The sequence below is a fragment of the Almyronema sp. genome (assembly GCF_052168255.1).
Classification (GTDB): Bacteria; Cyanobacteriota; Cyanobacteriia; order Phormidesmidales; family Phormidesmidaceae; genus Sphaerothrix; species Sphaerothrix epifaneia.
Window position 1 is genome coordinate 1 of the sequence record NZ_JBQLZL010000033.1, and the last position, 22,262, is coordinate 22,262.

General features: G+C 50.6%; 15 protein-coding genes. 11 read left to right on the forward strand and 4 right to left on the reverse strand.

The annotated features are described in order from the left end of the window. The first annotated feature begins 147 nt into the window (after positions 1-147). From ACTS3T_RS06800 to ftsY, 7 genes are all read left to right on the forward strand, one after another. On the forward strand, positions 148-1,356 hold the full coding sequence (locus ACTS3T_RS06800; protein WP_377963669.1) for a 4-hydroxy-3-methylbut-2-enyl diphosphate reductase: 1,209 nt from the start codon (positions 148-150) through the stop codon (positions 1,354-1,356). A 147-nt stretch (positions 1,357-1,503) separates the two neighbouring features. Next, positions 1,504-2,184 (forward strand): Rho termination factor N-terminal domain-containing protein, encoded by a 681-nt coding sequence (locus ACTS3T_RS06805; RefSeq protein WP_377963671.1) that lies wholly within the window; start codon positions 1,504-1,506, stop codon positions 2,182-2,184. A 330-nt stretch (positions 2,185-2,514) separates the two neighbouring features. Next, complete coding sequence (locus ACTS3T_RS06810; protein WP_377963673.1) at positions 2,515-3,558, forward strand: GGDEF domain-containing response regulator; 1,044 nt, start codon at positions 2,515-2,517, stop codon at positions 3,556-3,558. Positions 3,559-3,674: 116 nt separating this feature from the next. Then, positions 3,675-5,069, forward strand: a complete 1,395-nt coding sequence (mgtE, locus tag ACTS3T_RS06815; RefSeq protein WP_377963674.1) for a magnesium transporter — start codon at positions 3,675-3,677, stop codon at positions 5,067-5,069. A gap of 385 nt (positions 5,070-5,454) precedes the next feature. Next, a complete protein-coding gene (locus ACTS3T_RS06820) occupies positions 5,455-6,213 on the forward strand; it encodes a DUF502 domain-containing protein (RefSeq protein ID WP_377963676.1) in 759 nt (252 codons plus the stop codon). A gap of 26 nt (positions 6,214-6,239) precedes the next feature. Continuing rightward, positions 6,240-6,902 carry a transcription antitermination factor NusB gene (gene nusB / locus ACTS3T_RS06825; RefSeq protein ID WP_377963678.1) on the forward strand — a complete coding sequence of 221 codons (663 nt, stop codon included), beginning with the start codon at positions 6,240-6,242 and terminating at the stop codon, positions 6,900-6,902. Positions 6,903-6,968: 66 nt separating this feature from the next. Beyond that, complete coding sequence (gene ftsY, locus ACTS3T_RS06830) at positions 6,969-8,555, forward strand: signal recognition particle-docking protein FtsY (protein ID WP_377963680.1); 1,587 nt, start codon at positions 6,969-6,971, stop codon at positions 8,553-8,555. Here ftsY and ACTS3T_RS06835 read toward each other — a convergent pair. Beyond that, complete coding sequence (locus ACTS3T_RS06835) at positions 8,552-8,821, reverse strand: YciI family protein (protein WP_377963682.1); 270 nt, start codon at positions 8,819-8,821, stop codon at positions 8,552-8,554. The genes ftsY and ACTS3T_RS06835 overlap by 4 nt on opposite strands. 324 nt (positions 8,822-9,145) lie before the next feature. Then, a complete protein-coding gene (locus tag ACTS3T_RS06840; protein WP_377963684.1) occupies positions 9,146-9,637 on the reverse strand; it encodes an ureidoglycolate lyase in 492 nt (163 codons plus the stop codon). 199 nt (positions 9,638-9,836) lie between these two features. Here ACTS3T_RS06840 and ACTS3T_RS06845 point away from each other — a divergent pair, with 199 nt between their 5' ends. From ACTS3T_RS06845 to ACTS3T_RS06855, 3 genes are all read left to right on the forward strand, one after another. Then, entirely contained in the window at positions 9,837-13,343 is a 3,507-nt protein-coding gene (locus ACTS3T_RS06845; RefSeq protein ID WP_377963752.1) for an ATP-binding protein, read from the forward strand. A 594-nt stretch (positions 13,344-13,937) separates the two neighbouring features. Beyond that, positions 13,938-16,088: a polyribonucleotide nucleotidyltransferase gene (locus tag ACTS3T_RS06850; RefSeq protein WP_377963686.1), complete on the forward strand. Its 2,151-nt coding sequence runs from the start codon at positions 13,938-13,940 to the stop codon at positions 16,086-16,088. Between the two features lie 101 nt (positions 16,089-16,189). Next, on the forward strand, positions 16,190-18,346 hold the full coding sequence (locus ACTS3T_RS06855; protein WP_377963688.1) for a caspase family protein: 2,157 nt from the start codon (positions 16,190-16,192) through the stop codon (positions 18,344-18,346). 11 nt (positions 18,347-18,357) lie between these two features. Here ACTS3T_RS06855 and ACTS3T_RS06860 read toward each other — a convergent pair whose 3' ends face one another. Both ACTS3T_RS06860 and ACTS3T_RS06865 read right to left on the reverse strand, forming a co-directional pair. Beyond that, the gene (locus tag ACTS3T_RS06860) at positions 18,358-18,717 is read right to left on the reverse strand and encodes a response regulator transcription factor (RefSeq protein ID WP_377963690.1); all 360 of its coding nucleotides are present in this window, start codon (positions 18,715-18,717) and stop codon (positions 18,358-18,360) included. Positions 18,718-19,025: 308 nt separating this feature from the next. Beyond that, positions 19,026-19,271, reverse strand: coding sequence for a hypothetical protein (locus tag ACTS3T_RS06865; protein WP_377963692.1), 246 nt, complete (start codon positions 19,269-19,271; stop codon positions 19,026-19,028). A 398-nt stretch (positions 19,272-19,669) separates the two neighbouring features. On the opposite strand from ACTS3T_RS06865, the gene ACTS3T_RS06870 reads away from it, so the two are divergent. Continuing rightward, complete coding sequence (locus ACTS3T_RS06870; protein WP_377963694.1) at positions 19,670-22,147, forward strand: ATP-dependent Clp protease ATP-binding subunit; 2,478 nt, start codon at positions 19,670-19,672, stop codon at positions 22,145-22,147. The last annotated feature ends 115 nt before the right edge of the window (positions 22,148-22,262 follow it).

The following is a 22,262-nucleotide window of genomic DNA, read 5'->3' on the forward strand; positions in this document are numbered from 1 at the left end:
TCCCCTATCTCCCCTATCTCCCCCCTCTCCTCTCTCTCCACCTCTCCCACTCCCCTCTCTCCCCTCTCTCCCCCTCCCCACCTTCCCCCCTCCCAACCAAGCCGCTATGCTAGGGATGGGTTTGATAGTGAACAGGCGGGGAGTGTCATGGATACAAAAGCGTTTAAGCGATCGCTGCAAAAGTCAGTCAATTATCACCGCAAAGGGTTTGGCCACGAAGAAGCGGTGACCACTCAGCTAGATGCTGAGTACAAGAGCAGCCTGATTCAAGAAATTCGTGATCACAATTACACGCTCACGCGCGGTGAAGTGACCGTGCGCTTGGCGGAAGCCTTTGGCTTTTGCTGGGGAGTCGAGCGCGCTGTGCAAATGGCTTATGAAACGCGACAGCACTTTCCTCAAGCGCCCATCTGGATTACCAATGAAATCATTCACAACCCAGGGGTCAACCAGCGTCTGAAAGAGATGAATGTGGGCTTTATTGAAGTTGTCAATGGCGAGAAGAATTTTTCAGTGGTGAATTCAGGCGATGTGGTGATTTTGCCTGCTTTTGGCGCTAGCGTTCAGGAAATGCAGTTGCTCAACGATCGTGATTGCACCATTGTCGATACGACCTGTCCTTGGGTGTCGAAGGTGTGGAACACGGTAGAAAAACACAAGAAAAAAGATTACACCTCGATTATTCACGGCAAATACAAGCACGAAGAAACCATTGCCACCAGTTCGTTTGCGGGTAAATATTTGGTGGTGCTAAACCTGGCTGAAGCAGAATATGTAGCCGACTATATTCTCAATGGTGGCGATCGCGATCAGTTTATGGCTAAGTTCAGTCAAGCAACTTCCATCGGCTTTGACCCCGATCTCGACCTCGAACGGGTTGGCATTGCCAACCAAACCACCATGCTTAAAGGCGAAACCGAGGCTATTGGCAAGCTGTTTGAACACACTATGCTGAAAAAGTATGGGCCTGTCGCCATAGATGAGCATTTTCAGAGCTTTAACACGATTTGCGACGCCACCCAAGAGCGCCAAGATGCCATGTTTGGGCTAGTGGACGAAAAACTAGACCTGATGGTAGTCATCGGTGGCTATAACTCGTCTAACACAACCCACCTGCAAGAAATAGCGATTGAGCGCAATATTCCCTCTTACCATATTGATAGCGCTTCTCGAATTGGCCCTGGTAATCGGATTGAACACAAAGTTTTGCACGGCGAAATGGCGGTGACTGAACCTTGGCTACCAACTGGCCCTATTACAGTGGGAATTACGTCTGGTGCTTCTACACCTGATAAATCGGTCGAAGACACCATTGAACTAATTTTTGCCTTAAAAGCACCGATCTTAACGGCTTGAGTCAAGCGGAGCGCTGGCTTGTCCGCTGATGCTTGGCTAAGTGTTTAAAAACAATCTCTCGGCTGGCTGAAAGTTTTTCAGCCAAGGGGTAGACGGCGATCGCCCCTAGAGTGCCTATGGTGAAGAAGACCTCGCTTTTCTGGCATCATGGCTAGCGATCGCTACGAAGAAAAATACACCAAGCCTGACCTACGCCGTCGGCTCAAAGCAGAAATTAAACAATCGGATCAAGGCGGCGAACCGGGTCAGTGGTCGGCTCGCAAAAGCCAGCTATTGGTCAAAGCCTACGAAAAGCAAGGTGGCGGCTATCGAGAAGATGAGAAAGACGAAGCAGCTCAATCTTTAGAAGCCTGGACAGCGCAAAACTGGCAGACTGTTGACGGTCAAACCAATGCTCGCCAAGGCGAAATAACCAAGCGCTATCTACCTGAAGACGTTTGGCAAAGCCTGAGCGAGGCTGAAAAACGACAAGCTGAAAAAACTAAACGTTCAGGTTCCAAGGCTGACGAACAGTACGTAGCGTGGACGCCCGCGATTAAACGCGCTATGCGAGAGGCTGGCTATGCACCTGAGGCTGAAGCTGAGGGCAACTCTACCAAAGCAGAACTTTACGAACAAGCTCAGACGTTAGAGATCTCAGGCCGCAGCCAGATGGGTAAAGCAGAACTGCAGCAAGCCGTTAGCCAAGCTAAAGCCGAAGCGCTAGCAGCACAGACCCGCGAACAGCTTTACGAGCAAGCCCAGGCGTTGGCGATTTCGGGACGTAGTCAAATGACCAAAGACGAATTAGTTAAGGCCATTCAAGCAGCATCTGCCAACAATCCGTAAATTCAAAAGCTGAGTTTTGTTGCGCTTTGTAAAGTCTGTCATCGTTCAATAACGCTGTTTGAATAAATAGAGGCAGATCGGTCATTTGGCGGAATCTTGGGAATAATCGGTTCCTAATCCTGATTGCACCTAGCTAGTTAGAAGTCACTAACATAAAAGCTTTGCTACAGTTCTTGATCTTCTGCTTGTTTCTTTGTGGCTAGCCCCTACGGCTCCAGCAATTGTTTGCCAAACGGTGCCCACAGTTGCTTAGCCAGTCATTAGAGTAGAGATTCCCTTTAATTCTGCAAAACTTAAAGCGATTGGCAATTCGCGCTCCCATCAGCCCTTGTGATCACTCAACAGCTACTGACGTTTGAAGGCTGGCTCGACTCCGCATTAGAGCCAATGCTGCCGCTGCTGGCAAATCTTGAACAAGAAATTTGCACGGCTCACAGTCAGCCGGATTGCCTAGAAAAGGCGCGATCGCTGGCTCCTAATCTCATTGTTTTGGCTGAAGAGATGCCGTTTGATCCCTGGCAAACGATTCAGCGCTTACAGTCTCATCAACAAACCTGCACCATTCCACTCGTTTTCTGTGGAACATCTGAACTGGCTCAAAAGCAGGCATTAGCGCTGGGCTGCATTCACTATTTACAGTTACCGCTAGCCAAACCAGAAATTTTGCATCTACAGCACTTGATGCAGTTGGGAAGGCGGCTGCAAGCGCTGAGCAACGAAAACGAAAAGCTCAGGAGCTTACTCATTCGACGCAACACTCAGCTTCGTACTCAGTATCTACATCAGCTTGCTATTCATCAGTCTAACTTTGAGCTGAAGCGCCTAGCTTACCTAGACGGCCTTACAGAAGTTGCCAATCGGCGCTACTTTGACCAGCGTTTGCAGCAAGAATGGCAGCGATCGCGGCGATTACAAAAGCCGCTATCCCTCATGCTTTGCGATATTGACTACTTCAAAGCCTACAACGATACTTATGGCCATCCTCAAGGCGATCGCTGCTTACACCAGGTCGCCCAACTGATTCGGCAAACCGTCAAGCGGGCTTCTGATTTTGTCGCCCGCTATGGGGGTGAAGAATTTGCCCTAATTTTGCCTAATACGCCGCTCAAGGGGGCTGAACGCCTTTGTCAAAAAGTGCAGCAGCAGCTCCAGCAGCAACCCATCGACCATATCGGCTCGGCTCTAGGTTCTCGTCTAACGCTGAGTATAGGCGTTGCTAGCCTCATTCCCAGCGCCGACTCCACCTCAGCCGAGCTAGTTAGTCTGGCAGATAAAGCCCTTTATCAAGCCAAAGCCCAAGGCCGCAACCGATTTGTCAGTGCTGTTGCCGACAGTTCCGTTGAAATGGTAGCTAAACAAACCACTGAAGCTTAGCCAAATAAGACTTTTGAGCAAATTTCTCTCAGATTGCCCAGGTAGCACTTCTCTGAAGGCACAGAGGCCACTAGACTATAGGCAGAATCTGAAATCTATACAACAGAGAGCGGGCGTTGACTGAAGATAACTCATCTGTAGCGCCGCAAGTATTTTTACGCAGAGAACTGCGTGAACTGGTGCGATCGCAGCTACAAGTCCTTTTAGAGCAGCGAAATTTTCAAGGGGCAAAGGCGCTCTTGGTGCCCGTTAAGCCAGTCGATATCGCTGAAGCCATTGAAGGATTGCCTGAGTCAATGCAGGCGATCGCTTTTCGGCTGCTGTCCAAAAGCGAGGCGATTGAAGTCTACGAAAATCTAGAGTCTAGCGTACAGCAACACCTGATTGAAGACTTCAAGCGTCAGGACGTGCTGGATATTGTCGATAAAATGTCGCCTGACGACCGAGCGCGTCTTTTTGACGAACTGCCTGCCAAAGTTGTGCGGCGACTGCTCAAACAGCTTAGCCCAGAAGAACGCCAAGCCACCGCCCTGCTGTTGGGCTATGAACAGGGAACCGCAGGCCGGATCATGACGCCGGAATATCTCTCGCTCAAAGAGGGATGGACAGTGGCGCGATCGCTCGAATACATTCGCAACCGGGCCCATGTCAGCGAAACTATTTACTACCTCTACGTGACCGATGCCGCTCGCCGACTCACAGGTATCATCTCGCTACGCGATTTAGTTGTGGGTCATCCAGAACAGACAATTGGCGAACTGATGATTCGCGAGGTGGTTTCGGTGCAAACTGACATGGATCAAGAAGAAGTCGCCCGTTTAATTCAGCGCTATGACTTTCTGGCGGTACCTGTGGTTGATACCGAGCAACGGTTAGTTGGCATCATTACCGTCGATGATGTGATCGATATTTTGGAAGAAGAGGCGACTGAAGATATTTACGCTTTGGGCGGTTTGCAGTCTGGTGGCGACAACTACTTTCAAACCAATTTGCTGACAGTGGCTCGCCGCCGGGTTGTTTGGCTTTCGGTGTTGTTAATTACCAATACCGTCACCACAGCCGTCATTCGCAGTCAAGAGGCTGTTTTAGAACAGGTGGTCGTGTTGGCGGCTTTTATTCCGCTGCTGATTGGTACAGGGGGAAACGTCGGTGCCCAATCTTCTACAGTGGTGATTCGAGGGCTAAATACCGACGAGATCAAAACCAGTGGTGCCCTACGGGTGATTCGGCGCGAGGCGATCGCAGGTGCCTTTCTAGGGCTAATGCTGGGGATTGTCGTCATGGTTTGGGCCTTTATTTTGCAAGGCAACATCCAGGTAGCGGTGATTGTGGGGTGCAGCCTGCTGGCAATTTCGATTTTGGCTTCAGCGACCGGATCGGCACTGCCGTTTTTGTTTCAGGCTTTGGGGCTAGATCCGGCTTTGATGTCGGCTCCTTTTATCACAACCGTTGTCGATGTTTTGGGCGTTTTGCTTTACCTGAGCTTGGCTCGTCAAATTTTGGATCTTTAACGACGGTGGTAGTTACTCATTGCCAGCGATCGCTCAAGCCAGACTCTCCCCTCGGCAATGCCGCTCAAATGCTAAACTAGCAACTACGGCATACAAACGATATAAGCGCAATACTAAAACTTTCTAGTTCGGCAGAGTTCAAAGCTAGGTTGCTCTGGTGAATAGGCAGGATTATTTTAAATCTCGATACAAATGTTTACAATATTGCTAGGAGCCTTTTATAGTTTCGATACCTGCAATTTTTGATGGCGTCGAGATTTTAAAAGTCCAAGACAGCCGCCCCACTCCAGCTAAAGTCGCTGAGGCGCTCTCTGGTCAGTTCCAGTAGTTAGGACGGTTAAACACTTTTCTTTTTCTTGTTCGGTTACGACAAAGCGGGTTGCCTGTGCTTGAGAATTTAAAGCAAGACCTCAAAAATGACTTGATTGCAGGGTTGTTAGTGATTATTCCGCTAGCGACCACTATTTGGTTGACGATTACCATTGCCAACTGGGTCATTCGGTTTTTAACACGCTTTCCCAAGCAGCTCAATCCCTTTACCGGATTGAACCCTTTTCTGGTAGATATGATCAATCTGCTGGTGGGATTAGCCGTACCGCTACTGGCTATTTTGTTAATTGGCCTGATGGCTCGTAATATTGCGGGTCGCTGGCTGCTTGATTTTGGCGAAAGGATTTTGCAGTCTATTCCTTTAGCCGGGTCTGTTTACAAAACCCTACAGCAGCTTTTGCAAACCTTGCTGCAAGACTCTAAAAGCCGCTTTCGGCGCGTCGTTTTGGTTGAATATCCTCGACGCGGGCTTTGGGCGATCGCTTTTGTTACGGGTTCAATGGTGGCAACCCAAAGTCAGACCTATCCCTTGCTCAGCGTTTTTATCCCTACCACGCCTAATCCAACCAGCGGCTGGTATGCTGTGGTGCCAGAAAGAGATGTGATTAACCTTTCAATTTCAATTGAAGAAGCTTTCAAAATTCTGCTTTCCGGTGGTATCGTGGGGCCGAATTTAGCCGCAGCCGTACCGCCTGATCGTCTCCCCGACCATGTCTCTGACTCAGAAGAAGGAGCCGCGCAGGCGATCAATCCAACCGGACTGGACACCAATCGCCAGTCTTTATCTAGGCTGCAGCTTGAAGAAGATTGTTAGCCTCCCGCCGTTCATAGGACTTTGCTATGCAAGCTCGTCGAATTGCACGGGAACTGGCCCTTTTGGGCATGAGCCAGTTATCCGAGCAGCCGCAGAAAACGCGGCCTCAAAAGTTAGAAGGTCTCATTCTGTCAGCCATTCGGACGCTGACAACTGATGCCCAAGAAACCCTAGAAGCTGCCGCCGCAGAGCTAAAACGCGGTAGCGATCGCCTGATGAAAAGCGAAACCCGAGCCACCGACGTTACGGCTGCTCGGGACATGGTGGCAGAGTCGATTGAAGTTACGCAGTCGGCCATCAATCGCTTAGGCTCCGCTTTAGAAATTCCTGAGTTTATCCAACTGGCAAATCGCAAAGAAGTCCAGAGCTATGCTTTGCAGTTGTTGTCCCAGCTTATGGACAATGTTGACGCAATCGATGCGCGACTCAATCAGGCAATGGTGGCTTGGCAAGTGAAACGCTTAGCCCGCATTGATCGCGATATTTTGCGTACGGCACTGGCTGAGATTTTGTTTTTAGGTATTCCTGACCGAGTTGCCATCAACGAAGCGATTGAAATTGCCAAGCGCTATAGCGGTGACGATGGCCACCGCTTTGTCAATGGTGTGCTGCGGCGCGTTACCGACCAAATAGCTCAAGAGAAGCACGCCCTCGATTCAGCCGAGTCTTCTTCCGCTTCACTGTCGTGATTTTGCGATAGTTTAAGCTTTGAGCAACGTTTTAGAGCAGTTTACACCGTGCTTAGGTAGGCAGTCATGGCATCTTTCAACTGGTTCCGTCGCGGCTACGACGAAGCCGAATCGCAACAAGCTGAGGCCGACGAGACGGCCACCCAGCCCAGTCCAGCCGAGCCTGAAAAAGGTGCTGAGGCGTCTACGGCTAATTCATCTCAGATGAGTTCTGAAGACTATCTCAAGTGGGCCAAAGCCGCCTATCAAAATATTCAGAAAAAGCAGTCTTCGGTTGCCGAATCGCCCTCGCCTGCTGCCGAAACCCCTGAGGTTGAACCGTCAAAGACAGCGGCAGAAGAAGAATCAGTGACGGCCTTACCAGAAGCCGCTGTCGAATCACCGACCCCTAGTCCCGAAACCGCTACTGATTCAGAGCCTAAAACTGAAGTCTCGATGGCAACGTCTGAAGCCGCCGCAGAAAGCCTCGCCCAGTTTTCGGCATCGTCCGCGCCAGCGACTCCTTTTTGGGCTAGGGCAGAGGCAGAGCGACAAGAGCGTCTAGAGCGCTTAAAAGAAACTGCGATCGCAGAGCCTGAACCCGAACCAGAGCCAGATCACTCGCCCACCGCCGACTCAACTGCCTCAGCGACTTTACCGGATGTTGATTTTGACGAAGCCTTTGTCTGGTCAGCCGAAGTACTCGCGGCTCAAGGTCGTCGCCCCGATGATATTTCTTTAGAAGAAATCACCTGGCTAAAGCGGCTGCGTCAGGGACTCGACAAAACTCGCCGCAGCTTGGTCAATCAGCTCAAAGCTATTGTCGGGCAAGGGCCGCTCAATGATGACGCAGTGATGGAGATTGAAGCGTTACTGCTGCAAGCAGATGTAGGGGTAGAAGCCACTGACTACATTATCGAAACCTTACAAACCAAGCTCCGTCAAGAAACGCTGCCCCCCGAACAAGCGATCGCCTACCTTAAACGTATTTTACGCGAGATGCTAGATAGCCCGCTGGCAGGCACTCACAACCTTACGTTTGTTCCTGACAAAGAGTCGCTCACTATTTGGCTGCTAACAGGCGTCAACGGCGCTGGTAAAACCACGACTATTGGCAAAATTGCCCACATCGCCAAAAAGTCAGGCTACGAATGTTTGATTGCTGCGGCTGACACCTTTCGGGCGGCGGCGGTAGAGCAGGTGAAAATTTGGGGACAGCGCAGCAACGTTGAAGTGATTGCCAACCCTGGCAAAAATACTGATCCAGCCGCCGTTGTCTTTGATGCCATCACAGCAGCTAAGTCGCGTGGGGTTGAGCTACTGCTAGTAGACACAGCAGGCCGCCTGCAGAACAAAAAAAACTTGATGGACGAACTGGCAAAAGTCCGTCGCATTATCAGCAAAAAAGCCCCAGACGCCAGGGTAGAGTCTTTGCTGGTGCTAGATGCTACCCTGGGGCAAAACGGTCTTCGTCAGGCAGAAGTCTTTGCTGAAGCCGCTCAGCTTAGCGGAGTTGTTTTAACCAAGCTAGACGGTACAGCTAAAGGGGGAGTAGCTTTAGCCGTTGTTAAACAGCTAGGACTGCCAATTCGCTTTATTGGGGCTGGCGAAGGCATTGAAGATTTGCGCCCATTCTCTAGCTATGAGTTTATAGAAGCTTTGCTGAGTGGTTAGAAAGCCTGTATCCATTCATAAATTTCGTAGTTTGTCCAGATGCCATTTTGCCAGTAGGGGTCGCCTTCAACCAGGTGACGAACGGTGGCTTCGCTGTCGGCTTCATAAAGACCAAAAACGCGGGTGGTGTCTTTCGTTGGGCCTAACGTAATTAACGTTCCCTGTTCTTTTTGAACCTGTAACCCTTGCAGATGGGCTTGGCGATACGGTGCCCGTTTTTCTAAAACGTTTTCGCAGTAGCTACCCCAGAGGACGTACTTTGGCATAATGGCTCGTCTATTATTTCTCTCAAATTTTACTCGTTTGAGCAAAGCGGGCAAAATTCACGCTCCGGATGCCTTATATCAATTCTCGATTTTGGATTTTCGATTTTGAATTGAACAGTCTTTGCTCTACATACGTTTCGTCATTCTCATCTGTACCTTTCTTTTGAAGAATTGGTATTATCTGTGGCTTGGTAGTGACTTGGCAGGCATAGCTAAAGGCAGGCAGACGGGTGAGGGCAGAGAGCAGAGCAGCAGAAAGGCTTTTTTCTCAGCGGCTTTCGGCAAATGAAGTATCTCAATGCTGGTGGCTACCGCTATAGCTTTCTAAACAATTGAAAATCGCAGTCCATACTGAGCTTGTAAGTCGCAAGTATCGTGGTCGGTAAGGTTGGTATCGCTTAGCTCCAAGTTGTAGAAGTCTATAGTGGCTTCATCAAAATAAGGCCCTGCGTGCCAGGTGCCGATCGCCAGTTTGACAAAGCAGTTACCCGGAATTTTGAATGCCTGAATTTCTGAAGGGGATGGGCAGTTAGTTGCACCAGGTGGAGCCACTGCCAGTAACCAGGGTTTGTCGGCTAGCGCTCCTAAACACTGGGTACATTGCTGATGACGGGTGATGTGAGCAAATTGCCGACCGCGTTGCGGTAACTGCATGAGGTAAAAACGAGGAATGCCGTCTTTAAAGTGAAGCTGAGCATCATCGGCATCAAAGCGCTTACCATCGGCGGTAGGAAAAATTACTTGCCCGTAGGGTCTAAAGTTATCAGCCGTAATTGGCTGAGCCGTCAGCGATCGCAGCGTTATATCTAATGGCATGGTCGATAAACAAGCTGGCTTTCTCTTATGCTAGCCACTCTATCAGCGGCGATCGCTAAAGCGAGAGAAAACTGTACCGAGGTATCGAAACTCAAGCTATAACTTGGCTATCACTCAAAGGAACAGAGCTTTGCGTGTTTCTCTTAAAACAGTACTAGTAGCGGCCTTCACCCTTCAAATTGTTGCGATCACAGCGTTGGTGGGCTATTTCTCATACCACAATAGCCAGCAAGCTGTACGGTCACTGGCTGACCAGCTCATGCAAAAAAACTCGGCTCACGTCAGCAGCCACTTGGCAGCTTTTCTAGACCAGCCGCGCCAACTCGTCGAACTCAATCGTCTCTCAATGGAGGCGGGCGATTTGGATTTAACCAACTTTGAACAGCTAGAGGCGGCGTTTTTTCGCCAGATTCAAATCTACACCGCTGTAACTGATTTAAGTTACAGCAATGCCAGTGGCGAAGTAATTGCCGTAGGGCGCGATCAGCTTGGCGTGCTGACGCAACCGGGCAGCGTTATCGTTTGGGAGGCGGTAGGCTCAGAGCCAAAGGCTCGTCGCTTTTATCGCATTAATGAGCAGCGTCAGCGCTTAGAAGTGTTGCATGTGACACCCAACTTTGACCCGCGTCAGCGCTTATGGTACCAGACGGCTGTAGCAGCCAACCAACCCACTTGGAGTCCTATTTTACCGGCTCTCAATTTACCCGTAGCGACGATCGCCATTACCACCCCTATTTATCGTCAGGGAGCCTTTCAAGGCGTTTTGCACTCGGATTTGTTATTGAGCGATCTCAGTTTATTTCTTAGCAGTTTAGATGTTTCGTTGTCGGGGCAGGTATTTATCATCGATCGCGCCGGTGATTTAGTCGCGACTTCCACTCAAGAGCAAGCCTTTATTAAAAACGAGCAAGGACAAAACCTTATCCGCTTACCCGCCGCTCAAAGTCGAAATGCCATAACCCAAGCAACTGCCCAGGCTATTTCTCAACGTTTGGCTAGCCTGAAAACAACGCAGTTAGAAACCTTTAGCTTTGTTACGGCCAATCAGCGCTATTTTGTTCGGCTCGATGCTTATCAGTATCAAAAGCAGCTTGACTGGCTGATTGTTACGGTGGTTCCGGCTGCTGATTTTATGAGCGAAGTCAAAGCGGGGTTGCGTCAGTCTCTCTTGCTAAGCACCCTAGCTTTGCTCGTGTCTTTAGGACTAGCTGCCATCATAGCCCGCAAAATAGCACAGCCCGTTATTGCCCTCAAACAAACCGCCCAATCTGTAGCTGCAGGCCAGATTCAGACCTCGTCTGTCTCTACCTACATTACCGAAATAGAGTCTCTGCAGCAATCGTTTCAGCAGATGGTGATTCAGCTTCAGCAGGCATTTCAATCGCTGCGAGAAAGTGAGCAAAAGCTATCGACTTTTTTAGAAAGTGTGCCGATTGGCATTAGCGTCTATGACCCTTCTGGGGAATTTGTGTTTATTAACCGCAAGGGCAAAGAAATTTTTAGCACTGATATTACTTCGGTTGAAGCTGAGCAGCTTTCGACCGTTTACCAGCTTTATGTGGCGGGCAGCGATCGCCTCTATCCTACCGAAAAGCTCCCAGCAGTCAGGGCGTTGCAAGGCGAAGGGGTCTACGTTGACGATATAGAAGTAGCGGTTGCAGGTCGGCGAATTCCGCTGGAAGTGCATACTACCCCAGCTTTTGATCAGTCCGGCCAGGTGATTTATGCCATCAACGCCTTTCAAGATATTAGCGAGCGGCGACAGGCTGAGCAGGCGCAGGCAGCCTTTAGAGAATCAACGGATGCGCTGTTTTTAGTTAGTACCGAAACAGGACGAACGGTCGATTGCAACCAACGGGCGGTGGAACTATTTGAAGCCCCCAGTCGGGCCAGTTTGATTAATATTGAAGGCCATACCCTGCAAAAGCAGCCATTTACGCCACTAGAGCTAGCTCAAATTCGACAAGAACTCCATCAAAATGGGTTTTGGAGCCTGGAAATTGAATACATGACCCGCAAAGGCGAGCCATTTTGGGGGCTACTGTCGGCCAAGCCAATTCAGGTGGGCGCTCAGACGTTTAACCTGGTCAGAGTGACCGACATTAGCGATCGCAAACAAGCTGAACTCGCTTTGCAAGCCAGCAATGCCCGTCAGCAGGCGATTTTATCGGTGATGCCAGATCTTATGTACGTGGTCGATGCCAACGGCATTATTTTGGAGCAGGTGACCGTCAGACCTGACATTGATCTGCACGCCGGAACGGGACTCGATCGCACCACTATTTTTGATGTAGGTACGCCCCAAAATGTGCAACGCAAAGCCAAGGCTATTCGATTAGCGCTTTCTACTGGACAGACACAAATTTACGAACAGCAAATTGAGCTAACCGGACAGTCACGTTACGAAGAAGTGCGCTGTGTGCCCATGTCTGCCCAGCGAGTGCTGTTAATGTTTCGAGATATTAGCGATCGCAAACAAACAGAAATAGATTTGCAGGCCGCTAAAGCCGCTGCTGAAAGCGCCAGTCAAGCCAAGAGCATTTTTATCGCTAACATTAGCCATGAACTGCGATCGCCCCTCAATGCCATTCTGGGGTTTGCTGAACTTCTCCAAGCAGAAACCACGCTATCTCCTCAACAGCGTGAAAATGCCGGATTAATCTACCGTAGCGGCCAACACCTGCTCAATATCATCAATCAGGTACTCGATTTAGCCAAAATAGAAGCAAATCGGGCACAGCTCCACATCACTCAGGTTGAGCTTTTGAGCCTATTGCAAGATCTCAGCAACCTCTTTGCCCTCAAAGCAGAGGGACGAGGGCTAAGCTTTTGTTTTCAAGCAGAGGCCGCTTTACCGACAGGCATTTATGCTGACGAGGTGAAGCTGCGCCAGATCTTGATTAACCTACTTGACAATGCCTGCAAATTTACTGAGCAAGGCAGCGTCAGCCTCAGGGTAGCAGTAGTCGATCTGCCTTCAGAAAAAACCGTCAAACTATCCTTTGCAGTGAGCGATACTGGCATTGGTATTTCTGCTGAAGAACAAGCGCTGCTGTTTCAGCCGTTTAGTCAAACTCAAGGGGGTCAAGCTCAACAACAAGGTACAGGCTTGGGGCTACACATCAGCCGCGAGTTTGTCCGCTTGATGGGAAGCGAACTCAAAGTTGAGAGTCAGCTAGGCCAGGGCAGCACTTTTCAATTTGAACTGGTGGCGTCTCGGGTTGACTGGCAATTGCCTGCTCAGCCAGCAATAGCCCCAAAGGTCACTGGGTTAGCGGCTGGTTCCCCTCGCTATCGGCTGCTCATTGTCGATGACAATTCCGTTAATCGGCGGCTGCTAGCCCATGTGTTATCAGTTCTTGAGGTTGAGCTGCAAGAAGCGGCCAATGGTCGAGAGGCGCTAGAACGATGGCAAACCTGGCAGCCACATTTGATTTGGATGGATTTGCGGATGCCAGAGATGGATGGGTTAGAAGCCACTCGTCAAATTCGCCGTCAGGAGACGTATCGTTGCGATCGCCAACAGCCCCTAATAACTAAGATTGTTGCCATCTCCGCGACAGGCACCCAAAACCTAGAAGCTCTAGCGCTACAGGCTGGTTGCGACGATTTTGTCGAAAAACCTTTCCAGCGGCGGCAAATCTTCGCGACCTTGCAGCGACAGTTGGGTGTGCAATATCGTTACGAAACACCCTCTCAGGTTTAAAGTTACAGCGATAGCCGCCAGCGGTGAGCCACTTCAATTGCCAAAAGCCGCTGAGAGAAAAGCTTTGCTTCTGCCGCCTGCCCCCAATTCTCTGCCTTTAGCGATGTTTGTTTACTGGCTAGAGATCTGCACGACAAGCTGAGCCGAGGCAAAAAGCATTGCTGTGACCGGGTAAATTTTGATGATTCAGTACAGTTCTTTTGTGCCGTTTTTAGCGGATAGCCTGATGCTGATTCGAGCCAAAGCGATCGCAGCTTTTGCCTAGTGATTAATACTCAGTAATGTATTAGTGATCTCTCTAGATAGCTCAAGTTTTGCAGTCAGGAATTTAAAGCAAAAAACAAAGCTTGCTACCGCTGCGCTCAAGCAAACTGGCTGAGAAAAAAAAGGTACAACCCCCCTCAGCGTCTTGATCCCAATCCCATGCTTTTTGATCCCAGCCTGATATTCTATTTCGGCGAAAATCTTTATGAACGGACTTAATGAGTTTAGGAAAAAGTGGATGTTTGTGGGGTAACAGAACACTCACTCAATATCAGTGCTAGGATTTCCACAGAAGAAGAAAGATACTAGCAGATAAGGACGTAGTGTTCAATGCAGGAGATTGAAAAGTCAATATCCTTTGATGGACGGGATATTCGACTTAAAGTAGGTTTGTTAGCGCCTCAAGCAGGCGGAGCAGTGCTCGTCCAGTCGGGCGATACGGCGGTACTGGTGACAGCTACAAGAGCTTCAGGCCGAGAAGGAATTGATTTTTTGCCCTTATTGGTAGATTACGAAGAGCGACTCTACGCAGCAGGACGAATTCCGGGCGGTTACTTGCGACGTGAAGGCCGTCCTCCAGAGCGAGCCACCCTCACCAGCCGCTTAATCGACCGCCCCATGCGCCCCTTGTTTCCCCAGTGGTTGCGTGATGACATTCAAATTGTGGCTACCACATTGTCTATGGACGAGCAGGTACCCCCTGACGTCTTGGCAGCAACCGGAGCCTCTGTTGCCGTTTTGCTAGCCAAAATTCCTTTTATGGGGCCGATGGCGACTGTGCGGGTAGGGTTGGTCGGCGACGACTTTATTATTAACCCCACCTACACCGAAATTGAATCGGGAGATCTCGATTTAGTGGTGGCAGGTTCGCCCGACGGCGTCATTATGGTTGAAGCAGGTGCCAACCAGTTGCCTGAGCAAGATGTGATTGAAGCCATCGACTTTGGCTATGAGGTGGTTCAAGATCTGATTCAGGCACAGCGCGATCTGATTGCCGAACTTGGCATTGAGATTGTGCAAGAACCTGAGCCAGAGGTAGATTCTACCGTAGACGAGTTTATTCGCGATCGCGCTAGCGAAGGCATTAAGCAAGTGCTGTCGCAGTTCGACCTCGACAAACATCAGCGCGACGAAAAGCTGGACGTCATCAAAGACGAAGTCGCGGCCAAAATTGAAGAACTGCCCGAAGATGACCCCATTCGGGTTGCCACCACCGAAAACACCAAAGCGCTGGGCAAAGCTTTCAAAAGCCTGACCAAAGAGCTAATGCGCAAGCAAATTCTAGATGACGGTGTGCGGGTTGATGGTCGAAAGCTAGATGAAGTGCGCCCCATTTCAGCCCGCGTAGGTTTGTTGCCGGCTCGGGTACATGGCAGCGGCTTATTTAACCGAGGGCTAACTCAGGTAATGTCGGTGGTAACGCTGGGAACCCCTGGCGATGCTCAAATGATGGATGATCTGCATCCGGATGAAGAGAAGCGCTATCTACACCATTACAACTTCCCTCCTTACTCCGTGGGTGAAACCCGGCCTATGCGTTCTCCTGGGCGGCGAGAAGTCGGTCACGGTGCTTTAGCAGAGCGGGCTTTGGTACCAGTTTTACCTGAACAAAAAGACTTTCCCTATGTCATTCGGGTCGTTTCTGAGGTGCTCTCCTCTAATGGCTCAACCTCAATGGGTTCAGTTTGTGGTTCCACGCTGTCTCTAATGGATGCTGGGGTACCTATCACCAAGCCAGTCAGCGGCGCGGCGATGGGTTTAATCAAAGAAGGCAGCGAAGTACGCATCTTAACCGACATTCAGGGAATCGAAGATTTTCTGGGGGATATGGACTTTAAGGTAGCAGGGACGGATAGCGGTATCACGGCCTTGCAAATGGATATGAAGATTACAGGGCTTGATGTTGCCACGATCGCTAAGGCAATCAACCAAGCCAAACCCGCTCGCATGCACATTCTCGAAAAGATGTTGGAGGCGATCGCTAAGCCCCGGCCAGAGTTATCTCCTTTTGCACCGCGCCTGCTGACCTTCAAGATTGATCCTGAACTCATTGGCATGGTGATTGGCCCTGGTGGCAAAAAAATCAAGAGCATTGTGGAGCAAACGGGAGCCAAGGTTGATATTGATGACGATGGTACCGTCACGGTATCTTCCATCGAAGGTAGCAAAGCTCAACAGGCTAAAGCCATTATCCAGGGTATGACAACGCGGCCTGCTGCTGGTGATGTCTATGCTGGTAAAGTAACGCGGGTTATTCCCATTGGAGCTTTTGTTGAGTTCTTACCCGGTCAAGAGGGTATGATTCACATTTCTCAGCTAGCTGACTACCGCGTTGGCAAAGTAGAGGACGAAGTCACCGTGGGAGATGATGTCATCGTCAAAGTGCGGGATATTGACGGCAAGGGTCGTATTAACCTCACACGGCTGAACATCCACCCAGATGAAGCCGCAGCGGCGCGTGAAGCGATCGCCCAAAGCTAACGTAAAGGGTCAATAACAAATTGGCGTGAGTTGCGGATTCACCTTCGCTACTGTTGTAGGGGCTGATATCAAGCCCCTTTTTGCTGAGTAAACTTGTTGGCATGATTAAGCGGCGTCATTTGCTGCAGTTTGCGGCTGCTAGCCTAACAGCTTTGGGCTGGAACCAGCTCACCCTGAAGCGGCTAGGCGATCGCTATGGTCGCGTCTTGGCTCAACCGACATCCCGCAAACTGGCTTTGCTCGTAGGCATTAATCAATATCCTGAGTCGGGTTTAATTCCACCGCTCTACGGCTGCCTTAACGACGTTGAATTGCAGTACCACTTGCTGGTACATCGCTTTGGCTTCAATCCCCAAAACATTCTCAAGGTGACCGATGCTCAGGCAACACGTACGGGGATTTTGCAAGCCTTTGAAGAACATTTAATCAAACAAGCCAGACCCGATGATGTAGTGGTGTTTCACTATTCTGGTCATGGTTCACGTGTGCTCGATCCCGATCGCGATCACGCTGATGGCCTCAACAGCACCTTAGTACCCGTCGATGCCGTTTTGCCCCCCGGATTTCCGCAGCAAGGGGGCATAGTTGCAGACATTACCGGGCATACACTGTTTTTGTTAATGGCAGCCCTGCCGACTGACCAAGTCACCTTTGTTTTAGATAGCTGCCATGCGGGTGGCGGCACGCGTGGTAATTTGCGAGTGCGATCGCGGAGTGGAGGTGCCCAGCTCGAAATGAGCGAGGCAGAACGAGCTTACCAAGCTCAATGGCTGACCCGCTTAAATCTTTCCCCCGCCGATTTTATTGCCCGACGGCGACAGGGGATTGCCCAAGGGGCGGCGATCGCCGCTGCCAAGCGGGATCAATTGGCCGCAGACGCACCCTTTGAAGATTTTTTTGCTGGTGCCTTTACCTATACCCTCACCCAGTATCTCTGGCAGCAGCCTACCGATGAAGCTTTTGTGAGTGCAATTGCCAACGTAGCCCGTACCACAACCCGCCTTTCGTTAAGTGAGCAAGAGCCGCAGCTCGAAATGCTATTAACCGCCAATCGGCAAGCACCCGTATACTTTTTAGCCAAGCAAACCCCACCAGCTGAAGCCGTCATCACCAAGGTGGAAGGAACCCAAGCCGAAGTTTGGCTAGGGGGGCTAGAACCCAATAGCCTAGCGGCTTTTCAGCAAGCAGCAGTCTTGAGTGCGGTCAATCTAGCCGGGGAATCGCAGGGGTTAGTCCAAATTGTGTCGCGGCAGGGGCTAGTCGCTGAGGCCAGATTATTGCAGGCGATCGCACCGGGTTCGCTCCTGCAAGAACAGGCTCGTTCTATTCCAGCAACTGTCGCCTTGCGCATTGGGCTGCATGAATCTCTCGGCGACCAGCTAGCTGATGTCCGAACAGCTTTACAAGGGCTGTCACGTATTCAACCAATGGCTCTACAGCAGCAAGCCGTCGATTACATTTTGGCCCGCTTTTCGCCCGATTTAGCGCAAGCGTCCGGTGGCGGGTTTGCCTCTGGTAGCCTCGGCTTATTTTCGCCAGCAATGGTGCCAATTCCAGGTTCGTTCGGCGCGGCTGACGAAACGGCTACGGCTGCGGTTGAACGGCTACAGGCCAAACTGCGATCGCTGCTAGCGGCTCGTCTGGTCAAACTTACCCTTAATACTCACACCTCGCGGCTCGACATAGCTGTCACCATGACGCCAGTCAATCAAAGCCAACCGTTTGTCACGCAAGCAATGACCGTACGCGGAGGAGGGGCAGTGGCTCCTCAGCCCAGTATCACTCAACTACCGCTAGAGACCGCTATCGAGTTTTTCATTCATAACCGGGAGCCGCAAGACCTCTACCTCAGCGTTTTAGTCATTGACGCAACCGGAGAAATAACGGTCATTTTTCCCAATCAGTGGACAACCCTAGCAGCGGTAACGCGGCTCAGAGCCGGAGAGATTATGAGACTGCCCGATCCAAGTCGAGATAGCTTTCAGATCGTCACCCAACCCCCCTTAGGCGCGACTGAGGTTCTCATGATTGCTAGCACTAATCCGTTAGACGAGGCACTACGAGCCTTACGCAACCTTGCCGCCCAATCGAGTCAGAGCCGTGGCCCCGTAGCGCTTAGCGAACCCACTGCGGTGATTGATAGCTTATTGAACGATCTCAGCGGCAAAACTCGCGGTCGTCCGTCAGAACTTCCCTCAAACAATCTTCTCGATACTCGCCAGCTAGCAGCGCTATCAATTACTTTTGAAGTGGTCTAATCGGCTGTGGGCTAGGCAGCGCAGCGTTGCTGCTCAATGCAACTTAGCAAAACTTCTGACCCAAACGGCTTAACGATGTAATCATTAGCGCCAACCTGCCGCCCAATTGCTAGATCTTCTGAGTCCGATCTAGCGGTGACGAAAATGACGGGTTCTTGATAGCCTGCCTGACGCAAAGACTGACAAATTTCGGGGCCAGTCAAGCTCGGTAGCTGCCAGTCTAGCAAAACCAGGTCAGGCCCTAGCGTCTGGGCGACGGCCAAGCCCACCAAGCCATCATAGGCAACCGTCACTTGGTAGCCTGCATCCAGCAGTTCTAGCTCCATGAGCTTGGCGGTGTTGGGATTATCTTCTATCAGCAAAATATGCATAGCCAATATCATCTCTCAGGGTTGTTTGATAGCTTCAGTATGACCAGGTGATCTGAATCACTTGTGACCCCAGCCTGAGAGCTAGCTGAGAAGATAAAAGTTTTGTCCAACAGCCTGTAAGACAGGCTATTGCCAATGTGCCGCAAAAAACGAAGCTAAGCCGCGCCCAAGGTTTGAACAACTGTTTTTGTTGCCACAAGCAGCCAGCAGAAAGGCTTTCTGTAAGAAACTTTCAGCCATTTGAGCGTCTAACTCCAGTGACTACGGCTATACACCAACCCTATGGGTCGGAGGCGGGTCGCCCCTGGCTAAACGTTTGCAGACGAGGTGACGGCTTCGCCAGCTTGCTGCTGCGCTTCACAAGGCTCAAGCTGATAGCCCAAAACCTGAACGCCTTTGCAAAAAAAGCCCAGTTTGGGGTGCATTTCAAAAGCAGGTTGCTGCTTTTGGATCCACTCTTGTTCGGTAAAAATGAGAAAGCGCTGATTACCACGAGCCAGTCGCACAGGAAGACGGCGGCTACGGGAAACTAAAGTGTGAGTTGGAGTGAACATAGCTAACGTTAATCTTCAGTTTTTAAGTATCTACACACCTTGCCAGCCAGGCGATACAGCTATTTAGCCTGAAGTGACTGCATTTGTGTGAATACAAGTTAACAGATAATATTAAATTGTGTAAATACTTCTCAGGTAGGACGCGATCGCGGCTGCTGACCCGATCGCCCATAAACTTTTAGTAGATTTACCGAAGAACTTGCCAAAGCTTGACCCTACCTGCTTTGCTTCGGCTCTCCTCACTGCCAATTCACCGTATTTGTCGTTACATTGGCAATCAAGACAGGAAATATAAGTTAACAGGTTTATGACAGCGCTAGAGAAAGCACAATCAACAGCGCTTTTCACAGCTCTCAGAGGATGCGAGAGCCTGACACACCCTGGTAGAGGATAGACATATGTTTGAACGGTTTACCAATACAGCGATCGCTGTCATCCTAAGAGCGCAAGAGGAGGCTCGCGCCCTCGGTCATAGTTTTGTTGGCACTGAGCAGCTCTTATTAGGTTTGCTCAAAGAAGGCTCCAGTGTAGCCGCCAAGGTTTTAGACGATGTAGGGGTAACGCTGCCAGAAGCGCGTAAAGAAGTTGAGGCTATCATCGGTCGTGGTAAAGGCAAAGTTCCGGCAGAAGTTCCCTTTACCCCCAAGGTAAAACAGGTTTTTGAGCAAGCGTTTCAAGAAGCTCGCAAACTTGACAATCCTTACATTGAACCCGCCCACATTTTGCTGAGTCTGACGCAAAGTGGCGAAAGTGTAGCTTATAAAGTGCTGAGCAATTTAGGGGCTAATCCGGCTGAAATTCGAACTCGGCTTATTCAAGCTCTAGGAGAAGCCGCCGCTGCTCCGGCGGGAACGGCTAGCCGTCGGGGCGTGTTTCGGCAGTCACCCCAGCGCTCTAAAGGCAAAGCCCTTGAAGAGTTCGGTAACGATCTGACGCAGCAAGCGGCTGAAGGCAAGATCGATCCGGTTGTGGGTCGGCACCTAGAAATTGAGCGGGTGGTACAAATTTTAGGCCGCCGGACTAAGAATAATCCGGTTCTGGTGGGTGAACCAGGGGTGGGCAAGACCGCGATCGCGGAAGGATTAGCCCAGCGCATTGTTAATCAAGACGTACCTGAGAGCCTGCTAGACAAGCGAGTGATTAGCCTTGATATGGGTTTGGTTGTCTCAGGCACTCGCTTTCGAGGCGATTTTGAAGAGCGTCTTAGCCAGATTATTGCCGAAGTGCGGCAAGACCCCAATGTCATTTTGGTGATTGATGAAATTCACACCTTAGTAGGGGCAGGCTCGTTAGATGGCGGCATGGACGCTGCCAACATGCTGAAACCAGCTCTGGCCAGAGGCGAACTCCAGTGCATTGGAGCTACCACCTTAGACGAGTACCGCAAGCACATTGAGCGGGACGCGGCTTTAGAGCGGCGCTTTCAATCGGTTATGGTGGCTCCGCCTTCAGTAGAAGAAACGCTGGAAATTTTGCAGGGGTTACGCGGTCGCTATGAGCAATTTCACAACTTGCTAATTTCTGACGCGGCTTTAGAGGCGGCTGCCAAGCTTTCTGATCGCTACATCAGCGATCGCCATCTGCCCGATAAAGCCATTGACCTGATTGACGAGGCCGGGTCGCGAGTCCGTCTGCGCCACACGCGTCCCTCAGCCAAAAAAGAAATCAAGCAAGCGCTAAGGCAGGTCAAGCAAGCGCTAGATAGTGCCGTTCAGGTTCAAGATTTTGTTCAAGCCACTGAATTACGCGATCGCCAGCAATCTTTGCAACAGCAACTGGTTGAAGCGGCAGGCGAGGTTAACCAGCTTGAACGTCCGCTGGTAGATGTCAATGATATTGCCGATATTGTTTCCAGTTGGACAGGCATTCCTGTTAACCAGCTAACTGAGTCTGAGTCAGCTATGTTGCTGCACTTAGAAGACACGCTACACGAGCGGCTCATCGGTCAAGAAGAAGCCGTCGTAGCGGTTTCACGAGCGATTCGGCGGGCGCGGGTCGGTCTTGCTAGCCCTGAGCGTCCCATTGCCAGCCTGTTCTTCTCTGGGCCTACAGGCGTTGGTAAAACAGAACTGGCTAAGGCACTTGCGGCGGCTGTTTTTGGCGCAGAAGACGCCATGATTCGCCTGGACATGTCAGAGTTTATGGAAAGCCATACGGTCTCCAAGCTGATTGGCTCACCGCCCGGTTATGTGGGCTATGACGAAGGAGGACAGTTGACCGAAGCGGTGCGGCGACGACCTTACACGGTGATCTTGCTGGATGAGATCGAAAAAGCTCACCCAGATGTGTTCAACATCCTGCTGCAGGTGCTAGACGATGGTCGTCTGAGCGATGCTAAAGGGCGAGTAGTCAGCTTCAAAAATACCTTGCTGATTATGACCTCCAACATCGGTTCGAAGGTAATTGAAAAAGGCGGCGGCGGCTTAGGTTTTGAGTTGGGCTTTGAAGACTCTGCTACGGCTCAATACCATCGCATTCGCAATTTGGTGAACGAAGAACTGAAGCAGTTCTTCCGTCCAGAGTTGCTCAACCGCTTAGACGAAATTATCGTCTTCCGCCAGCTCAATCGCGATGAAGTGATTGAAATCGCGGCTCTGATGATGCGCGAAGTTGAGAAGCGCCTAAGCGATCGCCAGATCAAGCTCCAGATCAGCGATGCCTTTAAAGCACGGCTAATTACTGACGGGTACGACCCCAGCTATGGTGCTAGACCCATGCGGCGGGCGATCGCTCGTTTGATTGAAGACAACCTAGCTGAAGCGATTTTAGCTGGTGAGCTAGAAGCAGGTGACACGGCATTTTTAGACGTCGATGATGATGGTCAAGTACACGTCAGTCCAGCCCGTGAACCCGCTTTAGCAGGGGCGAGCCGATAAAAGTTAGCCCAGTCGTTTGTCTATCCTTCACTAAAGCTCCTTGGCTATGGCCAGGGAGCTTTTTTTAGCCAGTGTCCTCAACCATGCCTACAGCTTTAGCCACAAGCGCTAAGAC